10 protein-coding genes are annotated in these 12,811 nt (G+C 68.2%); 3 read left to right on the top strand and 7 right to left on the bottom strand.

The features are described 5' to 3' along the window. Nucleotides 1-303: 303 nt before the first annotated feature. Nucleotides 304-669, top strand: a complete 366-nt coding sequence (locus tag ACIBO2_RS01430) for an Rv3235 family protein (RefSeq protein ID WP_358550862.1) — start codon at nucleotides 304-306, stop codon at nucleotides 667-669. A gap of 108 nt (nucleotides 670-777) precedes the next feature. Here the strand turns inward: ACIBO2_RS01430 and secA are convergent, their stop codons facing one another. Further along, nucleotides 778-3,570, bottom strand: coding sequence for a preprotein translocase subunit SecA (gene secA / locus ACIBO2_RS01425; protein WP_358550860.1), 2,793 nt, complete (start codon nucleotides 3,568-3,570; stop codon nucleotides 778-780). A 224-nt stretch (nucleotides 3,571-3,794) separates the two neighbouring features. Between secA and ACIBO2_RS01420 the strand changes: the two genes are divergently transcribed. Continuing rightward, nucleotides 3,795-4,055 carry an HGxxPAAW family protein gene (locus tag ACIBO2_RS01420; protein ID WP_357647849.1) on the top strand — a complete coding sequence of 87 codons (261 nt, stop codon included), beginning with the start codon at nucleotides 3,795-3,797 and terminating at the stop codon, nucleotides 4,053-4,055. A gap of 481 nt (nucleotides 4,056-4,536) precedes the next feature. Beyond that, nucleotides 4,537-5,718 (top strand): DNA glycosylase AlkZ-like family protein, encoded by a 1,182-nt coding sequence (locus ACIBO2_RS01415; RefSeq protein WP_358550858.1) that lies wholly within the window; start codon nucleotides 4,537-4,539, stop codon nucleotides 5,716-5,718. Between the two features lie 298 nt (nucleotides 5,719-6,016). On the opposite strand, the gene ACIBO2_RS01410 is transcribed toward ACIBO2_RS01415, so the two are convergent. The 6 genes from ACIBO2_RS01410 to mtrB all read right to left on the bottom strand — a co-directional run bounded on the left by ACIBO2_RS01410 (nucleotide 6,017) and on the right by mtrB (nucleotide 12,795). After that, nucleotides 6,017-6,148, bottom strand: a complete 132-nt coding sequence (locus ACIBO2_RS01410; protein ID WP_397294765.1) for a hypothetical protein — start codon at nucleotides 6,146-6,148, stop codon at nucleotides 6,017-6,019. A gap of 189 nt (nucleotides 6,149-6,337) precedes the next feature. Beyond that, complete coding sequence (locus ACIBO2_RS01405; protein WP_357647853.1) at nucleotides 6,338-7,036, bottom strand: response regulator transcription factor; 699 nt, start codon at nucleotides 7,034-7,036, stop codon at nucleotides 6,338-6,340. Between the two features lie 170 nt (nucleotides 7,037-7,206). Continuing rightward, the gene (gene hpf, locus ACIBO2_RS01400; protein ID WP_357949102.1) at nucleotides 7,207-7,866 is read right to left on the bottom strand and encodes a ribosome hibernation-promoting factor, HPF/YfiA family; all 660 of its coding nucleotides are present in this window, start codon (nucleotides 7,864-7,866) and stop codon (nucleotides 7,207-7,209) included. Nucleotides 7,867-8,473: 607 nt separating this feature from the next. Further along, nucleotides 8,474-9,217, bottom strand: a complete 744-nt coding sequence (locus ACIBO2_RS01395; RefSeq protein ID WP_397294763.1) for a ComF family protein — start codon at nucleotides 9,215-9,217, stop codon at nucleotides 8,474-8,476. A 64-nt stretch (nucleotides 9,218-9,281) separates the two neighbouring features. Next, a complete protein-coding gene (locus ACIBO2_RS01390) occupies nucleotides 9,282-11,060 on the bottom strand; it encodes an LpqB family beta-propeller domain-containing protein (RefSeq protein WP_358550854.1) in 1,779 nt (592 codons plus the stop codon). Further along, a complete protein-coding gene (gene mtrB, locus ACIBO2_RS01385) occupies nucleotides 11,047-12,795 on the bottom strand; it encodes an MtrAB system histidine kinase MtrB (RefSeq protein WP_358550852.1) in 1,749 nt (582 codons plus the stop codon). Before mtrB ends, ACIBO2_RS01390 begins: the two co-directional genes overlap by 14 nt. Nucleotides 12,796-12,811 lie beyond the last annotated feature (16 nt).

The following is a 12,811-nucleotide window of genomic DNA, read 5'->3' as shown; positions in this document are numbered from 1 at the left end:
GCGCGCTTGGCCGTTGACTGCCACGCAGTGCCGCAATGGGGTTACGGACCGCGACACCCCAACCTGCCATCGCCAGTAGACCGTAGAGGCCCGGCCGAATTCGTTGGGGACGGCCTATTGATGGCGGGTACAGGGCCGAAATTCGGATCGCGCCGCCCAACACCACTCCAACTTCCGGCGATCTTTCTCGCCAATCACCTCGAATGGGTGGACTGAGCGGGAAAGTTGGTGGGCGATGTATTCAAGGGCCGGGCCGGAAACTCTTTGTACTGTCCCTCTCCCCCTATGACATCGGAGGCCCCCATGTCATCCCTTCCGCACGCCGCCATTTCCGACCCGCTCGTGTGGGGACCGCCGGGAGTCGGTCCCGACGAGCGCAGGCTGCGACTGCTCGGGCAGGCACTGGCCGAGGTGCTCTCGGGGCGGCGGCCGCCCGAGAGCGTCGCCGACCGGCTCACCGACCGGGCCTACCGCGACCTCGTCAAGGCGGGGCGGATGATCGAGACGAAACGACCGCCGTTCGTGGGGAGCCCGCACGTGAAGGAGCCCAAGGACGGAGCGGTCGAGATGTGCCTCCTCGTCCACTGCGGCGAACGCAGCCACGTACTCGCCGTACGGCTTGAGCGGCGCGGCGTCCAATGGCTGTGCACGGACTTCGAAACCGCCTGACAACCCCCAACACACGCCGGAAGCAAGCCGAGGTATCGGTCCGCCCGGAAGACGGCAGAAGGCCCCCGCCGACAGGCGAGGGCCTTCTCCCAGAACCGGACCGGTGCGTTATGCCTGGGCGTTCTTGGGGTCGCCGTGGCAGCGCTTGTACTTCTTGCCCGAGCCGCAGGGGCAGGGCGCGTTGCGCTCGACGTTGCCGTAGGCGGCGCGCTCGGCCGAAGTGCTGCGGACCCGGGTGTGCTCGACCTCGCCTGCCTCACCCGGCGCGGAGTATTCGAGCTCGGCGGGCCGCTCGGGCCCACGCAGGCCGCGCGCGATGATCGAGCGGGTCTCCGCCATCATCGCGTCCTCTTCCTCGACGATCGGGTTCTCCTGAACCTCGACCTCGATGTTGAACAGGAAACCGACCGAGTCCTCCTTGATGCCCTCGAGCATCGCGGCGAACATCTCGAAACCCTCGCGCTGGTATTCGATCTGCGGATCCTTCTGCGCGTAGGCCCGCATGCCGATGCCCTCGCGCAGGTAGTCCATCTCGTAAAGGTGCTCGCGCCACTTGCGGTCGAGGACCGACAGGATGACGCGGCGCTCGAACTCGCGGGTGGCGTCGGCGCCGAGCTCCTCCTCACGCCTGGCGTAGGCCTCCAGCGCGTCCTTCTTCATCTTCGTGCTGATGAGTTCGGCGCTGAGCTCCTCGCGGCCGCCGGCCTCCTCCACCACGTTGTCGATGGTGACCGTCACGGGGTAGAGCTCGCCGAACGCCTTCCACAGCTTGTCGAGGTCCCACTCCTCGGCGAAGCCCTCGGCCGTGGCGCCCGCGACGTAGCCGTCGATCACCTCGCCGATGAAGCCCTGCACCTGCTCGTGCAGGTCGGCGCCCTCCAGCACACGGTGGCGCTCGGCGTAGATCACCTTGCGCTGCCGGTTCATGACCTCGTCGTACTTGAGAACTTCCTTGCGGATCTCGAAGTTCTGCTGCTCGACCTGGTGCTGGGCGGAGGCGATGGCCTTGGAGACGATGCCGGACTCGATCGGCTGCTCGTCGGGGATGTTGAGCCTGGTCATGATCATCTCGACCCTGGCCGAGTTGAACAGGCGCATCAGGTCGTCGCCGAGCGAGAGGTAGAAGCGCGACTCGCCCGGGTCACCCTGGCGGCCGGAACGACCGCGGAGCTGGTTGTCGATGCGGCGCGACTCGTGCCGCTCGGTGCCGAGAACGTAGAGACCGCCGAGCACCGTGACCTCGTCATGCTCGGCCTTGACGGCCGCCTTGGCCTTCTCCAGCGCCTCGGGCCACGCCTTCTCGTATTCTTCGGGCGTTTCGAGCGGGTCGAGGCCGCGCTGGCGCAGCTCAAGGTCGGCCCGGAACTCGGAGTTGCCGCCGAGCATGATGTCGGTGCCTCGACCGGCCATGTTGGTGGCGACGGTGACGGCGCCCTTGCGGCCCGCCTCGGCGACGATCGCGGCCTCACGCGCGTGGTTCTTCGCGTTGAGCACCTCGTGCTGGACGCCGCGGCGCTTGAGCGCCTTGGACAGCCGCTCGGACTTCTCGACCGAGGTGGTGCCGACCAGCACCGGCTGGCCGACGTCGTAGCGCTCCTTGATGTCCTCGACGACCGCGGCGAACTTGGCGTCCTCGGTCTTGTAGACGACGTCGGCCTGGTCCTTGCGGATCATCGGACGGTTCGTCGGGATCGGGACCACGCCGAGCTTGTACGTCTGGTGGAACTCGTTCGCCTCGGTGACGGCGGTGCCGGTCATCCCGGACAGCTTCTTGTAGAGGCGGAAGTAGTTCTGCAGGGTGACCGTGGCGAGAGTCTGGTTCTCGTCCTTGATCTTCACACCCTCTTTGGCCTCGATGGCCTGGTGCATGCCCTCGTTGTAGCGGCGGCCGTGCAGGATGCGGCCGGTGAACTCGTCGACGATGAGCACCTCGCCCTCGGCGACGATGTAGTCCTTGTCCTTCTTGAACAGCTCCTTGGCCTTCAGAGCGTTGTTCAGGAAGCCGACCAGGTGGGTGTGCTCGGCCTTGTAGAGGTTGTCGATGCCCAGCCAGTCCTCGACTTTGGCGACACCGGACTCCAGAACGCCGACCGTGCGCTTCTTCTCGTCGACGATGTAGTCGCCGGTGCTCTCCTCGTCGGGCGACTTGGCCTCGACGCCCCTGCGCAGCCGCGGCACGATCTTGGCGAACTCGGTGTACCACTTGCCCGACTGCTCCCCCGGACCGGAGATGATCAGCGGGGTGCGGGCCTCGTCGATGAGGATGGAGTCGACCTCGTCGACGATCGCGAAGTGGTGGCCGCGCTGCACACACTCGTCCAGCGACCACGCCATGTTGTCGCGCAGGTAGTCGAAGCCGAACTCGTTGTTGGTGCCGTAGGTGATGTCCGCCTCGTACTGCTTGCGCCGCTCTTCCGGGACCTGCCCGGCCAGGATCATGCCGACCTCGAGACCGAGGAATCGGTAGACGCGGCCCATGTTCTCGGCGCCGACCTTGACCAGGTAGTCGTTGACCGTGATGACGTGGACGCCGTTGCCGGCGAGCGCGTTGAGGTAGGCGGGGAGAGTACAGGTGAGGGTCTTGCCCTCGCCGGTCTTCATCTCCGAGATGTTGCCCATGTGAAGGCTCGCGCCGCCCATGATCTGCACGTCGAAGTGACGCTGACCGAGCACGCGGCGGGCCGCCTCGCGCACGGTCGCGAACGCTTCGGGAAGCAGATCGTCGAGGGTTTCGCCGTCCGCGAGCCGCTGCTTGAATTCGTCCGTCAGGGCGCGCAACTCCGCGTCGGACAGGCTCGTGAAGTCGTCCTCGATGGAGTTGACCTGATCGGCGATCCGCTTGAGCTTGCGCAGCGTCTTGCCTTCGCCGGCACGTAGGATCTTGTCGAGAATGGCTGCCACTTTATGTAAAGCTCCTCGCAGGTCTACCCCGGCGGCGCCGCCAGGAGGAGAGGCTGAGACAAACTTCCCCGTTGCCATCGTAGGCGGTTCAGCAACCAGACACAGCCACCGCGACGACGAGAGCGTCGGGCATGTCTGGGAGAATGGGGTCTAGGCAGAGCGTATGCCGGTAAGCCCGTGGTTTGCACCGTTAGCGGGATATCTGGCAAAGGGAAGGATTTGTGATGGTTGAGGGGCGCAAGTCAGAGCACACGGAGAATCTCGGTAACCATGGCGGCCGCGCGTCCTCATGGCTCGCGGTGACCGTGATGCTGCTGGGCACCGTCGTCGCCGGCTATGGGATGACCGCCGCCAACTGGACGCTCATCTGGATCGGCGCCGGGGTGTTCGTCGTGGGCGGCATCCTCGCCCTCGTCTTCGACATCTTCACCGACGTCGTGATCGACGCGCCCAGGGCGGGACTCCACGCGGAAGACCACCGCTAAGCCTCCGGCGAACCTCGGGGACGCCCGAACCTCCGGCATCCCTACCCCTCCGGGCCGCCCGAGCCTCCGACGCAGACGCGGAAGGCCGCCGCTGGTGTACGCGCTACGCGGCGGACTCCGCTCCCGTGCGCCACGCGTCGCAGGACGCCGCTCACGTACGCGTCGTGCCTCACGTACGCGTCACGCGGCGGAAGGACCATCGTCCATCCGGGCATCGCAGCGACCTCTCTCATGCGGGCGCCACACGGCGGACCTCTCTCACGCGGGCGCCACGCGGCAGACCTCTCTCTCATGCGTTTCATGCGGGCGCCACACGGCGGGCCATCGCTCGTCCAGGCGGCACAGCGGACGCCCGCCCATGCCAGGCATCAGGCGGCGGGCCATCGTCTCCTCTTTCCTCCTGTCGTTTTTCCTCCTGTCGGGTTTCTGTCGGTGGCCGCCGCTAGCATCGCGGCATGCATAGCCGTACCAATGTGCTGATATGACGGATCTGACGGCCGACGAGGCGCGGCGGCTGATCCTGCGCGCCCAGGGCCTGCTCGGCGCGGACGCCCGCCGAGGTGGCGTGCACGGCATGCTCCGCAGGCTCGGCGCGATCCAGCTCGACACGATCTCGGTCCTGGCCCGCTCCCACGAGCTCGTCGCCTACGCGCGCCTGGGCGCGGTGGGCAGGCCCAAAGTCGAGCGGGCCTACTGGCACAATCCCGCCCAGAGCTTCGAATACTGGTGCCACGCCGCCTGCATCCTGCCGATCGAGCACTGGCCCCTTTACTCCTTCAGGCGGCGCGCCTACCGCGATCGCCGCTACCGCTGGCACGAGGTGCCCGACCACGTGGAGAAGCTGCTGGATCAGGTACGCGCCTCGGGCCCGCTCACCACCTCCGACGTCGGCGGCGCCAAGAACGGCGGCCCCTGGTGGGACTGGTCCGACTCGAAGATCGGCCTGGAATGGCTGCTGGACATCGGCGAGCTCGTCTGTAGCCGCCGCGTCGGCTGGCGCCGGGTCTATGACCTCTCCGAGCGCGTGGTCCCCGCCGAACTCCAGGCCGAGGACCTCTCCGACGAGGAGTGCATCGTACGGCTGGCGGCCATCGCCGGTGCCTCGCTGGGCGTGGCGACCCGGGGCGACCTGATCGACTTCCTGCGCCTCAAGGGGAGATTCGCCGCCATCCTCGACGAGACGCTGCTCAGCGGGGCCACGGGGCTGGTGCCCGTACGCGTGACCGGCTGGCCCTCGACCAGGGGGCAGACCAACGCGTGGGCCGATCCGGCGGCCCTGGAGTCGGCGCCGCGCGGGCGGCACCGGACGACGCTGGTGTCGCCGTTCGACTCGCTCATCTGGCATCGCGGCCGGACCGAGCGGGTCTTCGGCTTCAACTACCAGCTCGAGCTCTATGTGCCCAAGCACAAGCGGGTGCACGGCTACTTCACGATGCCGGTGCTGGCCGGCGGCCGGCTGATCGGCCGAGTGGACCCGGCCCGCGACGGCACCACGCTGGTGGCCAGACAGCTCAGCCTGGAACCGGGTCTCACCGGCGCCAAGTGGGCCGACGCCCTGAGCGACGCGCTGTGGTCGGCCGCCGAGTGGGTGGGCTGCGACACCGTACGAGTCGAACGCGCCGACCCCACCCTCATCGCCCACCTGGAGGCGGACCCCAGATAGCGCCTCGGACCAAACCCCAGGGAGGACCCCCAGCCAGACCTCGGGCCCCAGGGAGGACCAGACCTCGGGTCGGACACCAGATGGGCCCCAGTCGGACCGGGGATCGGACCTCGGACACAGCTCGGGTCGGACACCAGGTGGGCCCCGGTCGGACCGGGGTCAGACCTCGGCCGGGCTGGGGGTCAGGCCTCGGCCGGGCTGGGGGTCGGACCTCGGATATCACCACCTGGAGGCGAAGGGCGCACTGACCGCCACCTCATTGCCTACTGGGCAACGGGTGCCGACAAAGCCTCATCGCCTACTTGCGGCCGATGCCGACGAACCACCGCCACGCCCGCCGAGCGGGCGGGTACGTGGTCGACAGTTGCCGGGGCATGCCGCCTGACGCGCCACGATCACCGCAGGCGCAGACGGTCGGCAGCCGCTGCATCCGTCGAGGACGCAGGCCATCAGAAGCCGCGGTGCCCACCGCAGGGACAGACGGTCAGCAACGCTACGCTCACCGCGGGCGTAGACGGTCGCCACCCAGCACGCCCACCGAGGGGGCAGGGGTCACCGCCCGGCACGCCCACCGAGGGGGCGGGCGATTCTCAGCCGCCGCGCCCGCCCGAGGGCGATGTCAGGTGATCTCCAGCATGCGCTCGCGTACCGCGTAGACCACAGCCTCCATGCGCGAGTGGAGCTGCAGCTTGTCGAGGATGTTGCGGACGTGGTTCTTGACCGTGTTCTCGGAGATGAAGAGCTGCTTGGCGATCTCGCGGTTGTTCATCCCCTTGGCCACCAGGCGCAGCACCTCCATCTCCCGCTCGGTCAGCCGCGGCACAGGGAGCTGGGGTGGGCGTTCGCTCTCCTTCTTGCTCATGTTCGCGAACTCGTTGATGAGTTTGGCGGCCATGGCCGGATTGATGAGCGACTGGCCTTCATGAACTCCGCGCACGGCGGCGGGGACGTCGTTGATCTGCACGTCCTTGAGCAGATAGCCGGTCGCTCCCGCCTTGATGGCCTCGAAGAGGTCTTCTTCCTCGTCGCTGACCGTCAGCATGATGATGCGGGTGCTCGGCACCGAGGCCTTGATGCCCTTCGCCGCCTCGATGCCGTCGCGCCGCGGCATGCGTACGTCCATGAGCACCACGTCGGGCATGAGGCGGTCGGCCAGTTCGACCGCTTCATGCCCGTCGCTCGCCTCACCGACCACCTCGATGTCTGGCTCGGCGGCCAGCGCCAGAGCCAGGCTCCGCCTGATCAGCTCGTGATCGTCCACGATCAGGACGCGGATCGGCTCGCCTCCTGACGGGCGCGCCTCGCCGGACTCCGTCACCAGGCCTCCTCGATCAGCCTGGAGACCGCCATCTCCGCGCTTCGCTCGCTCATGACCTGACTGAGCTCGCTCACGTCTCCTCCTCGTCGGGGGGCCAGAGCCGTTGGACCGCCAATGATGGCATGTCTCACGCGGTCCTAGGGTGGTCGAGAAGATCTTTTAGCGCTGTGTCACGGCTCTACGAGCCGAAGTACGCCATAGTTGTAGCCGCGCCGGTTGTAAACGACACACGGCTGGCCACTCTCCTTGTCACGGAACAGATAGAAGTCGTGGCCGACCAGCTCCATCTCGAGGAGAGCCTGGTCGATGGTCATGGGTTCCGCTTTGTGGTGCTTCTCTCGTACGATGAGCGGCCCGTCGCCGTCCATCTCGATGGGGACGATGTCGTCATACTGCTTGTCGTCGGGGAGCTCTTCTTCTTCGTCGAACTCCGGTACGACCTCGGCCTTGCGCGGTGGCGCCAGGTCGGCGGCTTCGGGCAGCGTCGCGGTGATCTCCGCGACGGAGGGCGGGGCGTGGTTGCCGTGGTGCACCTTGCGCCGGTCGGACAGGCGCCTGAGGCGGCCTTCCAGTTTGTCCAGCGCCATGTCCAGGGCGGCGAATCGATCGTCGGCGGAAGCCTCCGCGCGAATGGCGGGTCCTCGAGAGTGAATGGTCAGCTCGACGCGCTCTCGCTGACTGGCGATGCGCGGATTGCGCTCCTTCGACACCTCCACATCAACTCGAATGAGCTTGTTGTCCAGACGCTCGATCCTGGCCAGCTTGGTCTCCACCTGGTCTCGGAACCGATCACTCACTCCTGTGTGCCGGCCCTTGACGATGATGTCCATGCAACAGCCCCCCTTCGTCTAACGACTGAGAAAGAGCGCCCGACGACGTGCTTGCCGGGCGGGGTCTTCCGTCTGCCTCTCTGCTGTCACCGTTACCCTCTTCCGACGTTCCGTCACCGGGTTCTCGGGTGGCACCCGCCCGGCCGACCTGGTCTTCGACCCCACATCCGCCTGCTGAGGATTTCGCGGCTCTGATGCCACTACTGCCCTTCTCTCCTGACGGGGGACATCTGGACCCCCGGGAAGGCAGGACTTACCCCTAAGCCGCACCGTGATCGGTCGACAAAGAGTCGCCTTACGTGGACCGTTTTGCCTGCGGCTGGCATCGGCTAGCAGAGCCGGGACTCCCGGCCCTGCGCAACCACGGACCCGAACGGGTGCCATGTCAGAACGCTATCCGCATCGGAGACGAATGTCAGCCTAGGGATCGGTCAAACGATCACTTTCTGTGATTTTCCTCCGATGTGACTCACGTGACGGATGCCGCTTTTTGCGTACGCCGGGCCACATATCCCCTCCCTTACGGAGGTCTGAGCTGCCCCACCGCTGCCCAGCGGGTAGGCACATGTGGCGTCCAGGTGAGAGCGGAAAAATGATCTCCCTTTACTCAGTGTGACCGTAATGGATTGCAAGATCTTCGGCGTGTCGCGGCCACGGTCACCGCCAGTAGGACGTCGACGCCGTGCACCCGGAGTGTCCTGGCGGCTTCGGCCAGTGTGGAGCCCGTGGTCACAATGTCGTCCACGAGCAGCACAGAGGCCGCTGGGCGGGCCTGCGCGGCGGGGGTGACCCGAAGTGAGGCGGCGAGGTTGGCGGCCCGCTGCGTGGCGCTCAGGCCCGCCTGGTCGCCAACCTGACGCGCCTGTCCGAGCGCGGGCCACAGCTCCGCCCGGTGACCGAACGCCGCCAGTTGCCGCACGGCCAACGCCGCCAGCCTGCCGACCGGGTCGTGGCCCCTCGCCCGGAGAGCTCGACGGGCGCTGGGCACGGGGACGACCGCCACGGCCACAGGTGTGGCGGGCCTGTCCGCCACAGCGTGACCGGCGGTGTATGCCAGGGCGTGGCAGGCGGTGAAGGCCAGGGCCGTCGCCAGGGGACGGGCCAGCGTGGTCTGGCCGCGCTCCTTGTAGGCGACGATCGCCTCGCGCACGGCCCCCGTGTAGTCGGCGGCTGACCAGCACTCGGGGAGACCGTGGGGAGCGGGTCTCGGCATGCGGCGGGCCGGGACGGGGTCCAGACAGGTCTGGCACAGACGCGGGCCCCTGGTGCCGCAACCCAGACAGCACTGCGGAAGGGCCAGGTCAGCGAGGTCGGCGAGAGCGGCGAGAGCGGCGAACACGAGGACCAGCATGCCCGCCGACCCCGACAGTTTCGGCCCGGGAATGCCCCCACACGAGTGGCGGATCGCCGTCCGGTCAGCCCAGGGGGAACAGCGGGGTGTCGGCGTCTGCGGCGATCTTGGAGGTCCAGTTCTGCTTGTCCAGGTTGGACTCCAGGATCTCGTTCTTCTTCTCGGTCCCCGCCAGGATCCGCTCACCCTGCGCGGCCAGCGCCCGCAGCCGCGTGTCCGACGGCAGCTTGGTGATCGTGCCGTCGCCCACGTTGATCTCCTTGACCACCGGCCCGGCCTTGCTCTGCGACAGCACCACCAGGTGCTCGCCGTCGCGCCAGGCCAGGTCCCGGATCTTCTCGTCGTCGACCGTACTCAATGTCTGGAAATTTCCGAGCATGACGGCGGCGCCGCTTCCTGTGATGGCGCCGACCCGGATCTCGTGCTGGCCGATCGTCACCGCCACCCGCACGCCGTCCCTGGCGATCCGCAGCCGCGTGACGTCGAACCCGTCGAGGCTGGGCGCGGCAATCCGTTCGGGCCCGCGCCCGGCGCCCGGATTGCATCGCAGCACGGCGCCGTTCCGGCGGTCGTACGTCCATAGGGTGCCATCCCGATGCCAGGAAGGCGCCGTGAGATCCGCGCTGGCCCCCTGGATCCACTGCTGCCAGCGGCCGTCCGCCGCGGCCGTGGTCACCCAGATGCCGCCCGCGCTCGACTTGGCGGCGATGAGATCGGCGCCCTGGCCGACGGAGAAACCGCCGACCGCCACGGCGAAGGCCGAGTACTGGTTGTTCGCCTGACCGGCGGGTCCGGCCACGGGCCGGCCGGGGCCTTCGGTGGCCATCGCGTAGACGGCGCCCTTGCTGGTGTAGTAGGCGGCGTTCGAGGAGGTGCCCAGCCAGGGGTCGCTGATGTTGGGCGGGATGGTCAGGGGCTCCGAGGAGTAGAACGGCTCGCCGTCCAGTTGCACCTCGATGTACCGGCCGTTGGCCACGTTGTTGCTGGTCAGGCTCCATCTGAGCTGGGCCTGGAGTCCCCTGGTGAAGATGTCGCCCGAGTCGATGGGACCGCTGAGGTTGATCACCACGCGGTCGTCCCCGGCGCGTACGGACTCGACCCGCGTGCCGTGCGGGAAGACGTTCTCCACGGCGCCCTGCAGCGCCTTGCTCGGGCCCTTGAGCAGCCGTTCGATGATCGTCTTGGCGAAGCTCTCGGTGGGCTTGAGCCGCAGCCGGACCCGGTCGACGACGAGCATGTCCGAGTTGGCGCCGCCGCTGCCGGGCGTGCCGTTCAGGTAGTAGAGGTTCGTCGGCCGGTACGCGCGGGTGACGTCCGCCTCGGTGAGCAGGAGGCCGCCGACCAGCGACTTGACCCGATAGTCGCCCTGCTGGTCCTTGACCAGCGTGAACTTCCTGTCGACCCCCACGGAGGTGGGCACGTAGGTGTCGTCGTTCTCGATGCGGGCGACCTGGGTTCCGGACAGGGAGACGGTGATCTCCTTGTCGCCGATCTTCCCCTCCACGTCGTACTTCACCAGGTTGTCGAGCACCGTCACCGGACCGCCGGGCTTCCACGCCTGCCGCGCCTCGGGGGTCAGATACTTCGCCAGGATCTCCGGATCGTCGGCGTAGGCGGCCATGGCGGCCTGCAGGCCCGTCACCACCTGCTCCGGCGACCAGCCGGCCTGCGGCGGGATGGCGACCATGCGCTGGAACGGCTTGTTCATCGGGTCGCCGCCATCGGCCTCGCCGACCGGGAACGGGCCGCCCACGGGGATCACCGCGCAGGCCGAGCTCCAGAGGAGAGCCGCGACGACGGCTACAGCGACGCCGAGCCGCCTGAAAGGACTAGTCCTCGTCATAACCGGCCCCGTCCGCCGAGGCGGGCAGCAGCACCGGCGTCATCTGCCCGCGCCACGTACGCCGCATCTCGATCTCCGGTGGCACCAGCGACAGCGGCGACCCCTTCAGGTCGGTCCCGGCCACGCGAGGCAGGGTCAGCCGGAACTGCGAGCCCTCCCCCTGCTGCCCCCACGCCTGCAGCCAGCCGCCGTGCAGCGAGGCGTCCTCGCGCGAGATGGCCAAGCCCAGCCCGGTGCCGCCGATGGTCCGCGCCCGTGACGGGTCGGCGCGCCAGAACCGGTCGAACACCATGGTGTCCTCGCCCGCCTTCAGGCCGATCCCGTGGTCTCGTACGGCGACCGCCACCGCGTCCCGGTCGGCGCCCACCGTCACCACGACGTCCCTGCCCTCGCCGTGCTCGATGGCGTTGAACAGCAGGTTGCGCAGGATGCGCTCGACCCGCCGGTTGTCGATCTCCGCCATGCACGGCTCGTTGGGCAGCCGCAGCTCGAAGCGGGTGGTGTGGCGCTCGGCCAGCGCCTCGGAGTCGCCGATCGCGCGCAGCACCACGTCACGTACGTCGACCGGGTCGAGGTCGAGCGTGGCGGCGCCCGCGTCGTAGCGGCTGATCTCCAGCAGGTCGGCCAGCATCGACTCGAACCGCTCCAGCTGGGCCTGCATGAGCTCGGCCGAGCGGGCGGCCATCGGGTCGAAGTCCTCGCGGGCGTCGTAGAGCAGGTCGGCGGCCATCCGCACGGTGGTCAGCGGGGTACGCAGCTCGTGGGAGACGTCGGACACGAACTGCCGCTGGACCTGGGACAGCTCCTCCAGCTGGTGGATCTTCAGCGCCAGGTTGACGGCCATCTCGTTGAACGAGGTGGCCAGGCGGGCCAGGTCGTCCTCACCGCGTACCTTGAGCCGCTCGTCGAGCTTGCCCGCTGCCAGGCGCTCGGCCGCCTCGCGGGCCAGCCGGACCGGGCTGACCACCTGCCGGGCGACCAGGTAGGCGATGGCGGCCAGCAGCACCACCAGGCCCAGGCCCACCACGGCGATGGCGAGCCGGACGTTGGACAGCATCCGCTCTTCCTCGCTGATCGGGAAGAAGTGGTAGACCTCGTAGATCTCGCCGTTGAGGAGGCTGACCACGCCGGCGATGACCAGCGTGGGCGTGGGCTGACTCGCCCCGGTGAACGTGATCGGCGCGGTGAAGCGGTACGGCTTGTCGAAGTCGAACTTCCGCTCGTCGCGCCGCAGGGCCTGCTGCAGTGCCAGCGGCACGTCCTCGGGTGTGACGTTGCCCGAGGCGCGCGATCTGCCGGGGTTGGTGGTGTTGAGCACCAGCACCTCGTAGCGCTTCTTGGAACCGTTCTCGCCGGAGCCGGTGATGGTGTCCATCACCTCGTCGAGCGGGTCGGCGGGCGCGTTGCCGCTGGTGTCGGAGGTCGACTTGGCCTGGTCGTCGGGCTTCTGGCTGAGCGCGTCGGCGATCTGCACGCGGTCGGCGAACGCCTCGGTGGCCGAGGACTGCTGGCGGCTCTCGATGACCGACCGGTTGATCTGGTCGGACAGGAAGACGCCGAGCACGACCACCACGGTCACGGAGATCACCAGCGTGCTGGTGACCACCTGGAGCTGGAGCGAGCGTCGCCATACGCTCCGTGCCCTGCCCGCCGCACGCCGGGTCCGCCGCCGGACCCCGCCGAGAATCTGGCGGAGAGTACGGCGACGGAGTCGTTTCTGGCTGGTCGGGGGCATGGCAGAGTTGGGCGCC

It is taken from the genome of Nonomuraea sp. NPDC050022 (assembly GCF_044460705.1).
In the GTDB taxonomy this organism is placed as follows: Bacteria; Actinomycetota; Actinomycetes; order Streptosporangiales; family Streptosporangiaceae; genus Nonomuraea.
Note: the sequence above shows the minus strand (reverse complement) of the source record. Positions and strands in the feature narration are given on the sequence as shown.